Below are 19,330 nucleotides of genomic sequence, written 5' to 3'. Positions count from 1 at the left end.
TTTTTATATCTAAGTTTTTTATATGTAATTAAGCAACTTGATCCGTTACATCCGCAATTTGAATAAGTCTGCGATTAAGGATCTTTTTGGTACAACCACAACACTTACCGCATTGGCTGCCTACTTTAAGCTCTTTGGTTAATTCACGCATGGTTGTTGCACCATCGTCAATTGTTTGCTCAATTTTTTTATCAGTCACACCGTGACATAGACAAATATACATGAATACAAACCACTCTCAATTTCATTTAGTACGTACATACTAATCTAAACGAAAATGGTTATCAATTGTTATTTGAAAAAATGTGTGCTTTTTGAATTTTTTTTGGCCAGCGCCACTTAAGTTGAGAATTCGCGGCAGATTGAGAATAGTTTTAATTTTAAGCAAGGTGTGGCACTCAGATTGAGATTTATTAATTAGAGTCCACCTTAAATCTAAGTAAGATTAGGTTTAGGTAAATATCTGAATGGTTGAGAATTAATTACTTTAGGCTTTAAAAAGATTAATGTATAAATTCGGAATTTATGGATGAGTGATTTCCGGTTTGTGCCGTAAGCGGACATTGGTAACGCCCAAAACAGCGGCGCATTTATGCGTCCGACTGCTTTTGATTGTTATATGGTTTCATATCTAAGATCATGTTGAAGACAAAGTCCTTCGCTTCTGAATTTGAAAAACACTGATAATCCCAGTTCTTTTTAAGATCGTAAAACTTAAAAAAACTCCAGAAATACTCATAGTTATCATTTTCGGTAAAATCATATTCGTCATCGTCGAACGTTGGAATAATGAAAACATACTTTAAAAACGTAAATTGAAACTCGCCTACAGCAAAAGGAAGTCGAGCGTCATCATCTTTTCTTAAATAGACTTTAAGCTCGGCTCCTTTTGAAAAACCATGATAGGATTTCAGCAACGCGATTTTAGGAAGATTCTTATAGAAAAAATCGCTTGATATCCAGCTTATAGTTTTACCGAACTTATTAATATCATCATTATCGATAACACTAAGTGAAAACTTAACAAGTGCTTTATATATGTTTTGCATTTTTACTTTGGCATTAAATTCAAGAGGAATTTTTTTAGGGGGAGTTGATTTATCGCGCCCCTCATCATCGTCAGAAGGCATGTACATTAATATATGGTCTGGACCTAAACCTGTTGAATTATGAGATAACTCGAAATTTTTTCCTTTTATTTTAGGAACTTTGTTATCCTTATTTTGCACCTTAAAAAAGGTTGTCAAGGTTTTCAGATATGTATCTATGTCCCGCTCTATTGTTTCAGAGAAGTATTTATTGCAACCATCACATTCCTCATTAAGTATAACGGTTTTATTTCCCAATGATTCAGATATGGCATGAGCTTCCTGAGAGAATTTAGTTACCTTATCTCGTGTGTTATTGCAAAAGCGACAAACTCGATTACTTTTCAGCCCTTCTCCTATTTTTATCTTTTTATCAGATATCCTCCCCTCTATTGAGTACTTATCAAGAAAGTCATCAAATGTTTCGGAGAACTTTTCCTGAATGTAAGTAAGGTTTACATCACCCCTCACATGAGATAAAAGCTCGTTGTAAGTCTCCATTTCTTGTTTTTGAGTAAGTTCTTTTATTCCAGGTAATAAGTAGAATTTTTCATTATCATCAAGTAATCGAAAGAAGTCATTTAGTTTATTTATTACTGGAGAGTGACCTCGGTGCTTAGACACGTATTCATTAACGCGCTTTCTTAATGAGCCAGTATTTTCTAAAAGAGAAGTTATTGTTATTTTAAAGCTATCCAGGTCAATTTCTGCACCAAAAACATGAAGTACTTCTAGTATATGACCACCAATTTCATCAGGATTACCTGTTAAAGAAAAGCTTGATGTCTTTTTTAATGAAACTAGTGTAATCCATACTTCAGTACTCATTGGAAAATCCTTTAATTGTGTGTACCAACATATAACAACTTTATCAGAGGACACTTTCCCTATTCTAGTGCGAAAACAGCCTTATTTTGTGAACGTATATTAATAGCAAATACTATAAGTTATTGCCAGCTATAAATATTATGCTTTCTGTAGCTTATATAAACATGTAAAAAAATAGGTAAGTTTCCTCCTATTATTACTAAACTAATGACGACTCAACTGAATGACTGCTTCTCGCTCTTTGCCGAAGTTCAGCTAAGTGCCACGAGCTGACGGTGGTAACACAACTGCTTAACTATACCACCTAAACACGAAATCCAGCGATAGATTGGGAATCTCTGTCTTAAGAGCTTTGTTGTTACGCATTTTTATGACCACACACTAGACACGAACCTGTTTGTTCATCTACATAACAGCTTTCGCAATCCTCTTCCGAACACTGAATATTTAATAATACCCCCTTATGATTGCAAACAACGCATTGAAAGTCACCTGATTCTAATTGGTAGTACGGTTTGAATAATGTTTCTGCAACATCCAAATCGAAAAAGTCCATCTTAGATACTTCTTCATAGCATTTCGGGCAATGTAACGAGCGTGCCTTTTTATTAAAGCCAAAAAACCTTTTGATTTTAGATGGTTCTAAGAAAGAAGTAATAGCTTCAACATCAGCAAAAAGTTCAATTATCAAATATGGCTTATTTAGATCGTCTTTCTGTGCATAAAGTGTTGAATTTGATGGAGAGTTAACTAAGTATGAATTTCTACTTTGCATCCATGTTTTTTGCCCCATGAAGTATTCGTGAGCAAATAATATTGATTCAATGACGCTCTCTGGTGTAACTACAAGGTTTTTGTCCACAGTGTGTATTATTTTATTTCTTTCTTCACGCATGCATTTATTCCATTGAACAAATTCATTTGATAGCTTTTTCTTAAACACTGTGTCATGAACTTTATTCAAATCTTGGGCATCAATAGAACGAAATCTAGAGAACGAAATATGTTGTTCATCTTTGGATTGTTTTGGCCAAGAAGATGGTGAACCAGAAATTAGTAAATAAGGCGAAACTGAAACAATTCGTCCTTTCATATAAAATTCAACACCTTGTTGAACAAGGGATAAAGACATTGTTAATGTTTGCTTGGCTGCTTTCCAATAGCGCTCTGAATCAGTAATTTCTAATGATTCTTCCTCAGTATTTTCAGTGACGTGCTCATGTTCAACTAATAAAGCTACAACTTGATCCCAGGCCAAATTAAGTAAATTGGTAGCTGAATCATTAAAGTCATTCTCTGTTGGCAGATCAATAATCAAACTGGACTCCTCTAGACGAACGCAACATTATAGCGATACTGTTGGATAACTTTAAAAGCCAAACTCATTAAAAAAAGAGCTTCTGAAATTAACTCAAGGCGCTTTAAAGTATTAGATAATGCATTTTTGGAGCCCTTACAACAGGCTGTTTTCTTAAAAAAGAGTAACTCTAAAGCCTCAACACTCTAATAATAAGAAAAAATTGTTGGCTATACTTGTGAGGTACGAAACAAAGCCAACAGTTTTTGTTCCGTTTAAAGGCTTTGTTAAATGGCTTACTCCTCGTGTGAAATCATTATAGCAATGAGAAGAATTGATATGTTGAGTAAGCATATGGATGTTTTAGCATTTGAATAGTTGAAATATTCGAATCTAGCATAATCTTCTGTTCCTCAACCTTATCGTCTAATATACAACACAAAGAACTCCCTGTAACTGAAACAAGTTCGGCGAGAGATGCTGAAAATGATTTTTCATAATCGTCAAAACGCATCATATTCATAGAAATTCGATGAGATAAAACATATGAAAATTTATCAAATGTTTTCCATGATGATGCTATGCAACTTGCGGTCCGATTAATAAGAAATATTGAAGGTAAAGTAAATGTATCATAACTTCGGATTTGATTGAGTTTGGAATTGGGCGCAGTTAAATTAATTTGTCTACGATTTAAACTTGAAGAGCTATGACATGAATTTAATAATACTAATTTATAATTAAGCTTATACAGTTTAGTTTGTATACTGTGTGTATTAATAACATGTGAATCGCCCAAGCTTGCATGATTAGGATCACAATAAAAATCCAGTGGCGTACCATGTGTGGTTACATGTAATATATCAGAGTCTAAAATTTCTTTTTCAAATTTAACATTATCATCCTGCTCAATTAACTGAATCTCACTGATATTTAGGTTCTCTACAAAATTTTGTATTTCACGTTTTGATAACTTCAAGGTGTAGTCATCGCAAATCCCTAATACCTTGGATGCAGAACAACTCCTTTGTGATTCATTCCCTAAGAACATTACTGGTACAGATTTTATCGTATACTCACCTTGAATCATTTTATTTCTCAATGACTCATTTTTAAAAAAACATGAGGAAATAGGAAAGTAATCGTATTTGTCAGGAAAATACACAAGTGCATTTTTATCACACTCATCAGAATCAACTATGAAATTAGAAATTAAATCAAAAATATAATTCTGAGTTTTTTCTACGCCACGAGCAAAAGTATTACTTCCTAATTCATTGCGTTTATATTTTTGTATCATTTCGATGTGATTTAGAAAAATACTTTCATCAAGAGTAACGAACTCATACTTACCGTCATTTATTAGCATTAACTTACCACTTATTGATAGGAAGCTAATAATTAGGGATGAGCTTTTAGAATATTCTAGTAATGAGTTATAAATTTTCTTGGTACATTCAGGTGTTAGAGGAAGGGGGATTTTATGTTTAGATGAGACATCATTGATTATTGATGTTAGATTATCCCAGCGCCATGAATGGAGGTCATGGTGGTCATCATATTTCTCTAACATTCCATAAAGAAAAGGTGCGCCATTATCCGCTACGTATTGAACGCTTTTTTCAAGTTCTAAAGAATCTATAGAAGATACGTCTTTATTTTTATATACCGTATCACACCACTGTAAAAGGTTCATCCAGTCTGAAGTTTGATTAGAACGGGTAAAAGCAACAATGTATAATATATTATTACTAATTTCTTCAGGCGGAATAGACAAAATAATATTTTCTAATCTAGATACATACCTTTCTCGAATCCCTCTTCTGTAATATAACTTGATAACGGATGTCATTTTATGCTCTATCAAATTGACAGCATTCAACATCCTTAGTATAGCTTTTTCATAGTACTCACTATGTACTAGTGACTTTGCAAATACCAATTCATATTCAATTAAATAATCCTCATCAACAATTTTAGACTTATCTAAATTCTCTAGAATAAATACTGATTTATTACTGAAACCTTTCTTCCTATAACAAATTGCAAGATTTACTTTGCAATTGAATTTTATTGACTCATCATAATGGTGAATCAGACTTTCAAATATTTCAATCGCTTCATCTATCCGATTTTGTTGTATATAAACAGCCCCAATATTAAGTAAAACCACATCATCAATCGCTGTGTTTGGTGATAACTCTTTAATTATTTCATAGCACTCTAAAGCCCCGTTTAGGTCCTCACCATGAAAACATGCTCGCAATAATAATTTATTTAACTCAATATACTCTTTAAGTTTGTTATTTTCTCTTGCCAGATCAGATGCTTCCTCAATAGCCCTATAAGCAGCTTGCATTGCATTGAATTCCAGGTAAAAATTTGCTAGATATGTCAATGTCTTTATATTGTCTTCAACTAGATCAAAATTGTCATAATAATTACAGCATAAGCGTAATAGCCTAATAATTACATCATCACTAACTTGATTATTATGTTCCAAGTACTTATAAATCTTTTTAACTTCCTTAAGACCACTCTTTTTGTTGTTATTTTTAATACTTCTTTTTAACTTACCTTCAGTTTGTTCAATTTTACTCATAATTACTTAGCTCAATATATTAACTTTTCCGGCCATTTAGCAGCTTATTGAACAGCATTTTGGTGGTTTATAACACACCAAAACGGCGTATATTACATACTCTGATAATTTCACCAATAATTACCTTTGTAAACAAGTAATTAAAACAGCTAGGAATTAAGCATGTTATTTTGTCCCAAAACGGTGTTTAATAATGTTATCGGACAAAATTAGGCTCCGACTCAAAGAAGCAGGAATAAATTTAACTTTTCAGTGTCCGGTTATTCCTGTGAGTTCAATTGGTGAATGCAACGCTATCCTTATTATTAGTTAAAGGAGCGTTTACATGAAACAGAGAAAGCGTATTTATTATAATGCAGAACAAAGAAGGTTAATTTGGGATCGATATCAGCGTGGTGATAGTGCGCATGATATAGCAAGATTATTTGATCGATACCATTCATCTATATTAGGTATTATCCATAAAACAGGTGGTGTTCGGCCGCTTGAGCCCAAACGCTCACCAACAACACTAACTCTTGCAGAACGAGAAGACATTTCAAGAGGGTTATCAGCAGGTAAGTCACTTCGAGAAATAGCGTGATATCTCAATCGCTCTCCTTCCACTATTTGCCGTGAAGTAAACCGCCACGGCGGGATTAAAAAATATCGAGCGAGTAAAGCTGACAAAGTTGCCTGGGAAAATGCCAAACGCCCTAAGCCTTGTAAGCTGTATGGCAACAAAGAATTATGTTTAATCATTGCTCAAAAGATGGAATCTGCATGGTCACCTCAGCAAATCTCTGGTTGGCTTAGGCGGAAATATCCCAATAATGAGGATTTGAATGTGTCGCACGAAACAATATATAAAACCCTATATATACAAACCCGCGGCGCCTAAAAAAAAGAGCTACAAAAACACTTAAGAACGCAACGGGTAGTCAGGAAATCAATATATGCCACTCTTAAAGGTAAAGGGTTAGGAAGGATAGTCGACGCTGTACCAATTAGTGAAAGGCCATCAAATGTTGAAGACAGAGCTGTTCCAGGTCACTGGGAGGGGGACTTGATCCAAGGCTCAGGAAACAGTTTTATCGCGACTCTAGTTGAGCGACACTCTCGGTATGTAATGTTAGTGAAAGTACCTAGTAATAAAACAAAGCCAGTAATCGAAGCGTTGATTAAACAAGCTAATAAGTTGCCAGCAGAGCTTTATAAATCATTAACTTGGGACAGAGGATGTGAGCTTACTAATCATTAAGACTTTACTCTAGCTACAGATATTCAAGTATACTTCTGCGATCCACAATCACCTTGGCAACGCGGCTCCAATGAAAATACAAATAGGCTATTAAGACAATACTTTCCAAAAGGAACTAACTTAAATGAGCATTCTCAGATAAGATTAAACCAAGTTGCCAGACAACTTAATGAGAGACCGCGGAAAACACTAGAATACGAAACACCTGCGGAGCGATTTAATCAGTGTGTTGCATCGAGTGGTTGAACTCACACCTCTTTGCCGAAGTTCAGCCAATTGAGGACATTAAGATGTAACTCGTTTTTGCCCCTTTATGAGTTAACGCAAATACTCTATAGGTCGGCTTTGAGCGATAACCGGACAGTCAGTTAAACTCATTTTTGGGCAGAAATGAGTCAGTTATTTTAATAATTTAGTATCTAATGAATTAACTCTGATATCGAAAAGATGCTTTCATTGAAGGACATCTGGATAAAGCTACTTTTTTAAATGCAATTTCACGCACTGCGTCATTGTTGCTATGGGCTACTAAAGATAAGATGACCGTATAACATAAAGGAATTATAGGTAAACTAAATGGCAGAAACTAAGAACATCGATGAAATAGCGGGTATTGTCTCAAGTCGTGTTTTCTATGAACTCAAATGGGACATGAACACAAAAACAGATCTGAATTGGAAATGTTGTATGCGTTCACATTTGTCTGAAGCACAGTTAAAAGCTGAAGACCCCAAGAAAACACATCCTACTGATGTTGTCTTTTCATATACAGATCCATACACCAACGTTGTTCAGTATGTTCAGACTGATTTGAAATCTTATGCTAAAAAAACAATAGAAAAAAAGCACAGCAAAGGCATATTGGCTGATGTAGAAAGTCTAGGACAGCAAGTAGAATGTGCTAAGCGGAGTAATGAATGGAAGAAAATGTTCCTGAACGATAAAACAAGTGACTTCAATGTTCATGGGATGCTGTTTATCTACAATCATGACAATGAATACGATGCAAAACTGTTTGATCGTATTCCAAATGTAGAAAAAGCTAGGTTCGCTTTACCTGATAAATCGTTAATGGCGATCTTTTCTCCCCGACTGATTAGGTTCTTACTGGATATTACTGAAAACATCGAAAGGCGTAGAAACATTGATGGACGTGCAACTCAACAAAAAGATCTGCTTTGGCAGAAGGTGCCAAATTACGACCAGTGTTCCTTTTTCTACCCAGATAAGCACAACAAATTCGTAGCTAAAGATAAGTGCCTACCTGCATCATTGGAAATGATAACATCAGGGATGCTTTTTTACTCGTATGAACATAATTTTGTACGTGCTGATACTGAAGACGGCGAACGTTTAACTAAGAAGATCTTAAACATCTATTGGCAAGAAGAAGTAGATACCGAAGAACACTTTATTTTTGTTCTGGAATACATCTTTAATTATCAATTGCTTCATCAGTTCGATCGTATTTTTATCATTACACCGTTTTCTTCAGCTTCTGGGGATCACTTAGAAGAAGCGATCAAGTCTTATGCTTTGCTGTATTCATTTACGAAGGCACAGCTTGAATTGGTTAATGAAAAAGTGAAATCACTACCATTTATAAATCAGACTCTATCAATCTTCCCTTACCAAGTTGCTAGTAAGCAAGTTGGTCGTATTTGCAACTACTCAGAATAGGTGTCGTTAGCATGAACAAATATCAAGCAACTTTATTCTCAAACGAAAGCGACATCTTTACGGCTTTACACTCGAACAAGCAGAAGATGTCTGAAACGGCTTTAAGAAAATTAGCGTTCAAGCGTGGCCTTATACTTCCAAAGGAAATGGAAAGAGATCATTTGGTTGAACGTATTTCAGAACTACCGTTTTCGTATGAGCATATCAAAGACATTCAAGACAAATTAGCCTCTGAAACAAGCCAAGAACTTTACTCAGTGAAGCGTATCTATGAAGGCTTCGATATCGAAAAGCTATCTGATGTCATGGATAAGGTAATTACTGATCGTCCTAGGATGTTAGGAAGTGAAGATATTGAACATTCTGGTTCGATCAATACGTATCACGTCAAGGTGGCTTACACTGAGTTTGATTTTAAGCGTAGTAAGTTCCAGCAAAAGAAACTTTATGTTGGTGATATTTGGTTCATTGCTCACAACGATTATACATCTGTTAGGTACTCATATACGAATCGAATCGAAAGCATGCTAGAACAAATCATTAACATCTATAAAGCAGACGTTAGTTCGAATATTGTTGTTAATGAAATTGATATGTCGGCAGTTCTAGATGCAGATATTCGTAATGTGTTTGCGCAACATCTTTATGATTTTGATGGCATCTACAACTCTTCTGGCTTTGAATATGCAGGCTTAGAAAAAGTTCGTGTTAGTCGAATTAAAGTTGAAGGCGATGTGCATAAGAAACCTGAAGATGAAGTCAATGTTTATGATGAATTAGAAAATGATGGCGAACTTGAAGATGAGATCGGTGAAGATACACAGCAGGATGATGAAGAAAATCTAATGTTTAATATCGCTAATGCGGCTTATGATGGCCCATCACTTGTTGAAACCAAACAAATCACTGAACTATGTAAAGATGGTTTTTATCGTAGCAGTATCCGTTGGAAGTCAAAAGCAACGTTTCTTTCGAACAACCCAATGATCATGTTTGAACTTGGTTTTGATGAAAAGCACTTAGCGAAGAACATTAAGTTTAAAGTTCTTCATAAAGAACTAACTAATGGCAACAAGGAAAAGCTAGAACAAGCTGATTTTGATAGAATTATTTTTAAGTTGGAAAAAAAAATATTCCTTATAAATGACTTCATCATTGAAAAACTAAGCAAAAGGTATCCAATAATAGAAGAACTTGATGTGGATAAGCAGGAGGCTAGTTAATGATCAAGGTTAAACTCTACTGCTGCGCAGATATCCCCGTATCTAGGGATTACATAGAAGAGCGACTACTTCAGAAAAGATATACTGATGAAAAGGGTTTTGGTTTTGAGATAGTTAAGAGTGATTCTGACTTTGTAGCGCAGTTCATTGAGAGAACTATACGTAAGCAAGAATTCGAACTTCCAGACGGTAATGTGTCTGAAATAGAAACTGTCTCTTACATTAAAGTTAAATTCGGTATCAGGTTCGATACTAAACATGCTCTGTACGTTGTAGACCCACCACGTAGCATGAAGTATCCATTCGAAATGATAAGAACGTTGTTTGGTTCTGGTAGTGGTCTAAAACCCGTTGATCTTGATTTGAAGAAGCTATTGAATGTATTTGGCTCTAAGTATGATCACGTCATCAAGTCTATGTCTTTATCAAACATACAGTGCGATCCTAATACTATTGCTAAAACAAAAATCATTAGTTCAAAAGACCTAAACCCGTTTTACTTGGAACACTACAGCGAAACACCTGCTGTTATTGACACCGTTCACATGTTAGTTAACGGTATTGATATGGAATTGTCTCGGACAGGGCGTTTACGCTTGCATGATGCGAATTTACAGACTTTCATGCTTATGCTCGACCATTCATTCCAGTAAAGTGAAATAAAGCCGTTAGAAACGTTTTAACGGCTTTATTTCTATCTACCCCATTGCTTCGCTTCACGTTTTGAAAATCATCTTTTAAAACTAATTATATGCTCGTTATCTACAAGCATTACTAATTTTTAGTCAAAATCCGCACGAAATTGTGCAAGGAAAATTTGAAGCTAACGCGGTTTGGGGCAGAAACGAGTTTGGACTTCCCAGCTTTCACTAAACACCGGCTTATAATCTTAAAGTACAAAGCGGAAGTAAACTTCCGATTTGTAAGCCTATATTGCTATATTTCAGAAGCAAACTTCCGTTTTTAGGGCTTCAAAGGTAGTTATCGGAAATATACTTCTGTTTTTTGATAGCGTTAACCTTGTAGTGGTCAATATAATTTGGCCACAGTTTTAGAATCTTGATATCTAACCTCAGATTCATTTGGCGCTAAACCACTTTAAAGTGTAGTTCTTAGGTGTGAATGACTATAATTCGCTCCAAGTTGAACTTCGTCAATGTGCCAAGCAGACTGTTAGATTTAATTGAGCCCTATTTATCGAATCGACAGAGCAGGCAAAAGCTTATTTTGTTAGTAAATTTGGAGCTATAAAAACACCATTAGCTGTTGGGTCTTCGCAAAGCATTTCTATATTAAGACCTAATACTTTCTTCAGCCTTCTGAACCATTCAATGTCGTCATTAGTTGGAGTGCTTCCACCAGAAACGATTATTAATTTATCCGAATCTTTTTTCGCTGCTGGATGTAATTTGTAGCGTAGAAGTTGACCTATAGCCTGCTCAATATTTTCTCTCGCAGAGCTTGTATATTTTAACTCCGCAATGATGCTGCAATCATCATGCGTGTATGTAACGTCTCTTCGAAAAGGACCATCACTATCTTGGCATTTAGCGTCAATATCGTGTTCTGCTTTTAGCCAGTTGACGAACCTTCTTTCCATCGCCGCTTCGTTTAACAAAATGTTTTTAAAAATAACGGCTTTCCGTTGAATACTCTGCACTTCCTCTTTATTGTCATAGGGAAAAGTATAGCTCTTAGGTTTTGTAAAATCAGTAAAGTTAAATTTATTTAAAATAAGATCTGTAACATGTTGTAACTTGATGAGGGATTCATCTTGAAAATCACTAGTGATGTCTAGGCTTTTGCCCTTTAGCTTGAATGCTAGGTAGCTCCCATGCACCCTCTCTAACTCTTCTACAAAGCGAGTAATGTGATCAATAGTTTCTAAAGGAACAAACCTAAGTCTTATATTAGGCTGAGTTTGAGGAGTAATTGAAATTCTGCCTGGTTTATTGTTTGAACCTAATACAATCTTTACAGGCGACTCTTTTCTCCAACTTACAGGCTTGCCCGAATAGTATTTTAAAAGATGGTGTAATACGCTTTGAGATGCATCTATGTGACTTTCATTTTCCTTAAACCACCTGCTAGCCTTCTCGGTTGTTGAATCCTTCATTAAGTGTCCCTTGTTATTAATTCATTTGATTATAGTGGTATAGATACATTAACTCTGAAGCATCGAGTCACGATTAATCTTTAGACACTGACATTATACTGTTTCTATTTCATGGAAGTACAACCCTTTTATCCCATGCTCTTGAACGATGCTATATAAGCTATTTGTAGCGTCTGTAGTAAAGTATCGAAGCCCAGCTTCTCGTACCCTAAATAATTCAGGATTTTCAATCGCACTCTTCTCAAATACCATCCTTTTGAACTTTCTAATTCTACTCGGTTTGCCATTTTTGATATTTCGGATGGATTGCTCTTCACTAAGGGCTTTATCAAACCCTACAAGATTAAATGCAAACCACTTCTCACCTTCTAAATTGCATTCAAGCAGCTCAACGTTTTTACTAAAACCGTTTAAGAATAAAGGTGAATATTTGGGGGACACTACAATTGTTGAGGCACCCAAACCGGCTATATCAGGTTTTTTTAAGTTTTGGTGAGCAGAACTAGGCTCTATCAACCAATCAACGCCCAACTCTCTCCAATTGTCTTTCATGCTTACACCATCGAACATTAACAACTGGCCCTCGGTCAATTGAATAGTTTGTTCGAACCCCGTTTCATTAAGTAAGAGAAACTCATCAGGCTCGACACTGACACTGTATACTTTATTAAATTTGTTTGGCATTAAGTATTACCTTGAGTCAATAATGTAGTAATTGGAAATGTACCATCGGCAAGTTCTTCACCTATCTCTTTCAACGTTTCGATAATACCTTGTCGGCCTAGGCCCTCTGCTATCGTTTCATTAAGTAAGAACTCAATATTAAAGTAATATTTGCCTGTATGAATTTTTGAATGTGGATAAGCATCTGGGAGGATGTCCATTGGAACATGCTTTTGAAACCGAGGTAAGTAGACACCATTTGCTTCATGATCAATATCGATACCGAACGCCGCTAACCTCAGCCTTGAACGGGCAGCGCGCATATCATTCCAAGACACTATGTGATGAGCCGCTGTATTCTTAGGTTTATTTCCGTGCCCAGCCTTCGCCATATTTGCGGCTAGCTTTTGAGCATGCTTTTTCATATGCTCCCAACGTACATGGCGTGAATAGATTAAGTCATCAGCTGAGATAAAGCCTCGCTTATACTTAACCGAATCTATTATCTCTCCACGGTAATGTATAGAAAATGCATGGGCCTGGGCTTTAGCTAAACCACGGTCGCCGGTTACGAGAAATAAATCGTTTTCAATATCTTGAATAGTTACTTCATGTATTTCTTGACGCATAAAAATTCTTTTTAAATGTTGTTTCTAATATAGATATTTATAGATATATGTACAAGCTTGAAAGCTTTTTTTAGAGCATACAGCCACTACAGACAACATAGTTATAGACCTATACTCTCACAGCGGCTTTTAACTACATCATTTTGATTCTTTTGTAGCTTGGAAATCTTCTCAGCTCTAGTACATTCCCAAGCATCTACAGGATACATTCTATCCCACGCATTCATTAGTTGGCGTTGTGCTTTACTCATGCTGTATCGTTTATAGGTATTCTCCATATACAGATAAGTACGCGCAATTTGACCTCTAGCCATTTCAGGTGGCTCGGCTTTACTGTCGTCAATTTTCATAGCACAACGTCCAAAATCGCTTTGAGCCGCAGGAAGCATAGTAAAGTTATGATTGCTTCTCAGAGCATTCACAGCCCCAATAGCCGGATAAAGGTTGAACATATCAGCTTGCATGAAACGGTATTCCGTATTTACTTTCTCTGCACATCTTCGACCTTTAAATGACTTCCCCTTACTATTTACACATTGCTTATGCCCATCTCGCCATTCGCTAAAAGTACGACCAAAGTTTTCTGCCGGAACGACATGTTCCCATTCAATTTTTTTTGCTCGTTTGACGTACTTTGTTGTCGAAAAGCCCTCCGGCGCGGTTACTTTTTTACTAGCGTCAAATGTCGCACCACAATAAAGTGTAACGCGGTGATTGTTATAAACTTGTTTTTCTAGAAGTCGTTTAGCTTTGCTAAATGAGTCGATTTCTTGATTTGCTGAAGAGGTAGCAGAGAAAATAAGTGTTGCTAACAGTGAAATTGTGGATGCTTTCATTATGATTCTTGGTACCTATTTCAGTTTAAATATGTCACATATAATAAATGAGTTAATAAGCTAGTTTTCATTTGTGGTGACTGACAATTTTAATTGTAGAACTAAGATATTATGCTTTAAAATTCAATAGGAAAGCTACTTCCCAGTCCATGTATTGTCATTTTGATACTGTCCAGAGCAAGCGCTGTTATATGCAAATTGGCCCGTAGACTTATCTCGACAGCGCCAGACTAAGTTGTAGTTACCATCATAAAACTGGTCCCACGCATAACCAGAAGAATAGTTATTTGACCCGCCAGCTCCTGCTGCAGCAACAGCTAAAACAACGACACCTACCGCAACGACAGCAGCAACAACGCCTTGAGCGATTTCTTTTCTGTCTTGTGCAGCTAATATCTCACATTTGTACTGAGTGAGTGTTCTATATTTAACTTCTCTGTTAAGCGCGTAGATATAGTTCGCTTCATCAGTATTTTCGGCGGTGTAACTTTTAGCGAGGATATCTTTATCATTAAGGTAATTTCGACACACTTGAGCATCTGTTAATTCAGAGTCACCGGCAATGATGGCGTGTCTAGAGGCTGAACAGCCAGTAATAAAGCTAAGTATCAGAAAAGATACAATAGTGTTTTTAAATAAAGTCATCAGTAAATTATTCCATAATTAAAATAAGCTTTGAGTAAGCTCATAATTCCCTAGTGAAATTTTAACAAACCGATGGTAATTTTACTAATTGTTATTAAAGGGGTTTTTAACCTTTAAGTCTAAAACATGCTTATACCAGCTTTAATTAAACTATCGTCTTCACAAAAAGAACCTTGGCATAATTTGAACCTTAAATTACACTGTATATATAAACAGTGTTTGAGGTATGTATGTTCGTTATTCCAATTTTTATAGAAGCAGGCATTACCGGCTTTGAATCTCCTGCCGCAGAATATGTAGAGCTCGGTATTTCAATCGATGAACTAATCATTAAACACCCGAATGCTACTTTCATTGGTATAGCTTCTGGGCAATCCATGCAAGAAGTAGGAATATTCGATGGTGACTTATTAGTCATTGATAGAGCTGAGGATGTAAGTACCGGCGATATTATTGTTGCTAGTTATAACGGTTCGTTTGTTTGTAAAATCATAGATAAATCGAAACGCTTACTTATCTCTGCCTCTAAAGATTATAAGTCTGTTTATATTTCTAATGATGATGACTTTAAGCTCGAAGGCGTCGTTACTGCGAGCATCCGCCTACACAGAAATAAAGCTGAAGTGAATCGATGTTTGCCCTCGTAGATGCAGTGGCATTTTATGCCAGTGCGGAGAAGGTATTTGACCCATCCATTCGCTTTAAACCCGTTGTTGTTCTGACAAATAACGATGGGTGTATTTGCGCCATATGCCCTATCGCAAGAAAGTTGAACATCCCCAAATTTCAGCCTTACTTCAAGATTAAAAACTATTTAGAACAACACCATGTCGTGGTTCGCTCTTCTAATTATGAACTTTACGCTGATTTAAGTGAAAGAATGATGACTGTCATTAATCGTTTTTGTGATGACCATTATGTTTATAGTATTGATGAATCGTTTTTACGTTTTACTGGTTTTTCTAAAATCATTAATGACTGGGCTGACTACGGACACACAATACGACGAGCTGTATGGCGCGAGACAGGATTGCCTGTTGGTGTGGGCTTTGGCATTACGCCTACTTTAGCTAAAGCAGCCAACCATGCGGCAAAAAAACTCTCTGGTTATAACGGGGTTGCTGTTATTAATGATGATATCTCACGCCAAGAAGTGCTAATGCGTATGGATGTTACCGATGTCTGGGGTATTGGCTCTCGACTCGGTAGAAAACTTAAGGTCATGGGGATTAAAAGTGCATGGGATTTAGCAAACCAGAACCCTAAAGCAATGCGACGCATGTTTAGCGTTGTTGTTGAGAGGACCGTAAGTGAGCTTAACGGCATCGCTTGTTTAAGTTGGGATGAAGTAAAACAGAATAAAAAAGAAATCTACTCAACGAGAAGTTTCGGGGAAAGAGTAAGTGATTTAAATACATTAAAATCAGCCCTCGTAACACACGCAGCAATTGTAGGTCGTAAACTTAGGAAACAACAATCATTAGCAAAACGACTCGTTATATTCGCTGCAAGCTCGCCACACGAAGACGTGTATTATAAGAAATCGTTGCTCTATGACTTTCCTATACCTACATCAGATACCAGTGTTATTGCCAATGCTGTTTCAGATGTTATTGATGATATTTTTAAGGCTAACACGCGCTTTTATCGCTGCGGTATTGGCGCAATAGAATTAGAAAGTGAGTTATTTCAACAAGCGGATATGTTTTCTGTGAGTAAAGATAAACCAGAAGTAATGGCGTGCTTGGATGAAATAAATAAGCGTTATGGGGTTGGAACTTTATCTTTAGGAAGTGAAAAACTCACAAAATCATGGAACATGAAAAGGGCTTTTTTATCGCCACATTACACGACTCGTTGGACAGATATACCCATAATTAAATGCGATTAATTGACTCCCCTGCTTTCAATAGTTTAATTTTTGTGCTTTTTAATCTTTTATTTTATCTTGAGAGATTAATTGGGTTTTAATTTGAGCCTGAATTTTAGAGTTACCGTATTGAAGTGCGTAGGAAATTTATAATGAAATTTTAATGAGCTTCGAATACTTGATGTAAACAGAAGCTCAAACCATATTTGATATTATTTTACCAAGCTCCATTCACGTTTGCCGCACTTTGGACAATCGTACCTCTCAGATACCCATTTTGTTATCTGATCAGAAAATGCTAGCATCGCAACGCCCCCAGCCACTATTGCTATACAGATAGCAAGAGCAAAACCAGTACCAGCAAAAAGGTAAGCAATCCAAGCGTAACCTCCGAATCCAACCATACCTCCACCTAAAATTTTTAAGAAAAACTCTTTATTTGCTTCTTCTTCGAAATTACAACATTTACATTTAATTTTTGGCATTTTTCAAACCTTTATATTTATAGAATTAAACTTATTATTAGAAATGTATTTTTTGATAAATAAATATGATCACAGAAACTCCCCAGCCTAAACTAATTAAGATGTTATTCTCTAAATTAGTTATCCAATTCAAGACGACTACTACAGTGGTAAGCTAAATGTTGCCACGGAATAAAGTACGCTCATCAAACGAGTCTGTGTATAGTCAAATTTATCTTAATAAAAATCTTTATAAATCGGTTGGTGGAGGGGTAAAGTTGCCACCGTCAACATCCTTTTCAGCATCTTCAATAGCTTTCTTAATCCAGTTATAAACTGATAAGCACCCAAATGTTTTATTTTGTAAACGAGTATCAGGGTCAAAAGAGGTATTTATCATTGGATATCCTTTCAAACGCGATTTTGCTGCTTCTTCAAGTTCCAAGAAATCGGCTTGACTCCTAGCTAAATCTATCTTGTTTAAACATATTAAAATAGGCTTATTGAAAGTCTCAATTTTCTTCAAAATATCCATATCTACCTTAGATATGCCTCGATTAATATCAACAACCATAACAAAAACATCTGTGTGATGAAGAAGGTCATCAGTATACTTATTTACATGGCTTCGATAATCGTTAAATCCTGGATAATTTACTAGAACAGCATTACCTTTTTCATTTAGGAAGTAACTTAAAGCAGTTTCAGTAGATCCTGCTATGGGATTAATGTCAGTATCTAATCCGAAAACAGCTTTAACTAAAGAGTCTTTTCCAGAAGAGCCATCTCCTACTACACCTATAGTTATCTTATTAACTAAAATACTCCGTAAAAGAGCAATATGTATTACAGCTGGAACCGTTTTCCTATAAGCAGGCCCAGCAAGATCAATCGCTAACCAAAGGCCTGTAGCGATCCAACCTATAGGTCCTAGTAAGGTACCAACTGTTCGTGTAATCGCAGCATTAGTCGCGAAGCTGAGACCAGCTCCAAGCAAAGCTTTTGAAACCATATTAGCTACAATTACAGATATTTGATAAATATAAAAACCTCCATATTGGGACAGAAAACCTTGCAAAAAAGCTGTAGTAATAGGACCCGCAGGGATATTTCTCTCATTCAAACCAATTGATCGGAATATAGCTCTTTTTTCTTCATCAGTCATACGCTCAAGGGCGTCTTCAAACATTTTTAGAAGAATGATACTCTCATTTTTTTCTACTGAATTTCTTTCCAAAACATTAGCTTTTAGTTTCTTGCCAACATCAAATACCACTTCGCTATATCGAACCCCTTTGCCTACACGAAAGAGAGTTGCAAAATCATTGCTTCCGAGCTTTCGAATAGTTCTAGCTATCGACTCTGACGTCTGACGCTCTTCACCTGCGCTATAATCTAAGACTCCTTCATCAAGCTTCAAATATTTCAGCAGTGGCTTCACATCATCTTTATTAACCAAGCTACGTTGTACTACATCTGTCAATGAAAAATTCATTACATACTTCCTATTGAAATGGTTTACGCTTACTTAAGCTCTAAGCGGTTTGTAAATAAACATAATTTTTACGTGAACGTAATATGAGAGTCACACAGGTTGTAAAAAGACTTCCAGTAAAGATGCACGCACTCAAAAAAGAATTAGAAATACTATTTGAAGAGTAGTGAGTTAAGGAGCCCTTACTAGTAATTACCGTTTTACTAGTGCAAATCCAATCATCAGAGTAGGAATGAACGTTGATTACTATACCTCCTTCCTTTGCAAATTGACTCAGTCTATCGAACAAAACACTAGCCACCTCTTTAGATAATAAAAACTTACCTTTTACCCTTAGATGCAAAGCACCTACTAATTTCTCAATGTCATCAACATTATCTATATTGAAAGTCATAATTTTAATACCCTTAAATTCCACACAACCGCTGTGTTACTGGATATACAAAAGCTAAATTCGTGCCAATTAAATAAAAAAACAAAAAAATAAATAAGATATTGATTTAATTGAACAATAAAAAATAAAATAAATTTAGAATAAATGAAAAGTATAATATAATGCATTAGATAAACTCATTGGATGAAATTTATGGTAGGCAGATTGAATGAAATTAAATATATATTTCTTGACGAAATATATAAAAAATAAAATAAAAC

16 protein-coding genes and 1 pseudogene are annotated in these 19,330 nt (G+C 35.7%); 6 read left to right on the top strand and 11 right to left on the bottom strand.

Features of this window, described 5'->3' with window-relative positions; genetic code table 11:
• Positions 1-28: 28 nt before the first annotated feature.
• From P20429_RS08365 to P20429_RS08375, 4 genes are all read right to left on the bottom strand, one after another.
• On the bottom strand, positions 29-223 hold the full coding sequence (locus P20429_RS08365) for a (2Fe-2S)-binding protein (protein WP_002960627.1): 195 nt from the start codon (positions 221-223) through the stop codon (positions 29-31).
• A gap of 367 nt (positions 224-590) precedes the next feature.
• Positions 591-1,916: a hypothetical protein gene (locus P20429_RS08370; RefSeq protein ID WP_007583944.1), complete on the bottom strand. Its 1,326-nt coding sequence runs from the start codon at positions 1,914-1,916 to the stop codon at positions 591-593.
• A gap of 358 nt (positions 1,917-2,274) precedes the next feature.
• Positions 2,275-3,234 (bottom strand): hypothetical protein, encoded by a 960-nt coding sequence (locus P20429_RS20135; protein ID WP_007583942.1) that lies wholly within the window; start codon positions 3,232-3,234, stop codon positions 2,275-2,277.
• Positions 3,235-3,529: 295 nt separating this feature from the next.
• Positions 3,530-5,815 carry a lipopolysaccharide assembly protein LapB gene (locus P20429_RS08375; protein WP_007583940.1) on the bottom strand — a complete coding sequence of 762 codons (2,286 nt, stop codon included), beginning with the start codon at positions 5,813-5,815 and terminating at the stop codon, positions 3,530-3,532.
• A gap of 325 nt (positions 5,816-6,140) precedes the next feature.
• On the opposite strand from P20429_RS08375, the pseudogene P20429_RS20355 reads away from it, so the two are divergent.
• The 4 genes and pseudogenes from P20429_RS20355 (at position 6,141) to P20429_RS08390 (ending at position 10,611) form a co-directional block, all read left to right on the top strand.
• A pseudogene (locus P20429_RS20355) lies at positions 6,141-7,301 on the top strand (IS30 family transposase).
• 330 nt (positions 7,302-7,631) lie between these two features.
• The gene (locus P20429_RS08380; RefSeq protein WP_007583934.1) at positions 7,632-8,735 is read left to right on the top strand and encodes a hypothetical protein; all 1,104 of its coding nucleotides are present in this window, start codon (positions 7,632-7,634) and stop codon (positions 8,733-8,735) included.
• 11 nt (positions 8,736-8,746) lie between these two features.
• Positions 8,747-9,958, top strand: coding sequence for a hypothetical protein (locus P20429_RS08385; RefSeq protein ID WP_033026857.1), 1,212 nt, complete (start codon positions 8,747-8,749; stop codon positions 9,956-9,958).
• Positions 9,958-10,611 (top strand): hypothetical protein, encoded by a 654-nt coding sequence (locus P20429_RS08390; protein ID WP_007583932.1) that lies wholly within the window; start codon positions 9,958-9,960, stop codon positions 10,609-10,611. The genes P20429_RS08385 and P20429_RS08390 overlap by 1 nt, the downstream gene beginning before the upstream one ends.
• Before the next feature lie 569 nt (positions 10,612-11,180).
• Here P20429_RS08390 and P20429_RS08395 read toward each other — a convergent pair.
• The 5 genes from P20429_RS08395 to P20429_RS08415 form a co-directional block, all read right to left on the bottom strand.
• Positions 11,181-12,074, bottom strand: a complete 894-nt coding sequence (locus tag P20429_RS08395) for a hypothetical protein (RefSeq protein WP_007583931.1) — start codon at positions 12,072-12,074, stop codon at positions 11,181-11,183.
• 93 nt (positions 12,075-12,167) lie between these two features.
• Complete coding sequence (locus P20429_RS08400) at positions 12,168-12,758, bottom strand: hypothetical protein (protein WP_007583930.1); 591 nt, start codon at positions 12,756-12,758, stop codon at positions 12,168-12,170.
• Positions 12,758-13,366: an AHH domain-containing protein gene (locus P20429_RS08405; RefSeq protein ID WP_007583929.1), complete on the bottom strand. Its 609-nt coding sequence runs from the start codon at positions 13,364-13,366 to the stop codon at positions 12,758-12,760. The genes P20429_RS08400 and P20429_RS08405 overlap by 1 nt, the downstream gene beginning before the upstream one ends.
• Positions 13,367-13,467: 101 nt before the next feature.
• A complete protein-coding gene (locus P20429_RS08410; protein ID WP_007583928.1) occupies positions 13,468-14,202 on the bottom strand; it encodes an endonuclease in 735 nt (244 codons plus the stop codon).
• A 135-nt stretch (positions 14,203-14,337) separates the two neighbouring features.
• A complete protein-coding gene (locus tag P20429_RS08415; protein WP_158307912.1) occupies positions 14,338-14,733 on the bottom strand; it encodes a hypothetical protein in 396 nt (131 codons plus the stop codon).
• Between the two features lie 344 nt (positions 14,734-15,077).
• Between P20429_RS08415 and P20429_RS08420 the strand changes: the two genes are divergently transcribed.
• Positions 15,078-15,494, top strand: a complete 417-nt coding sequence (locus P20429_RS08420) for a LexA family transcriptional regulator (protein ID WP_007583926.1) — start codon at positions 15,078-15,080, stop codon at positions 15,492-15,494.
• On the top strand, positions 15,479-16,738 hold the full coding sequence (locus P20429_RS19585; RefSeq protein ID WP_033026853.1) for a Y-family DNA polymerase: 1,260 nt from the start codon (positions 15,479-15,481) through the stop codon (positions 16,736-16,738). Before P20429_RS08420 ends, P20429_RS19585 begins: the two co-directional genes overlap by 16 nt.
• A gap of 191 nt (positions 16,739-16,929) precedes the next feature.
• Here the strand turns inward: P20429_RS19585 and P20429_RS19580 are convergent, their stop codons facing one another.
• Complete coding sequence (locus tag P20429_RS19580; RefSeq protein WP_033026852.1) at positions 16,930-17,202, bottom strand: hypothetical protein; 273 nt, start codon at positions 17,200-17,202, stop codon at positions 16,930-16,932.
• A gap of 229 nt (positions 17,203-17,431) precedes the next feature.
• The gene (locus P20429_RS20125; protein WP_007583922.1) at positions 17,432-18,676 is read right to left on the bottom strand and encodes a GTP-binding protein; all 1,245 of its coding nucleotides are present in this window, start codon (positions 18,674-18,676) and stop codon (positions 17,432-17,434) included.
• Positions 18,677-19,330: the final 654 nt, after the last annotated feature.

This window comes from Pseudoalteromonas sp. BSi20429, from assembly GCF_000238895.1.
GTDB classification, from domain to species: Bacteria; Pseudomonadota; Gammaproteobacteria; order Enterobacterales; family Alteromonadaceae; genus Pseudoalteromonas; species Pseudoalteromonas arctica.
This window is presented reverse-complemented; position numbering and strand designations above follow the sequence as displayed.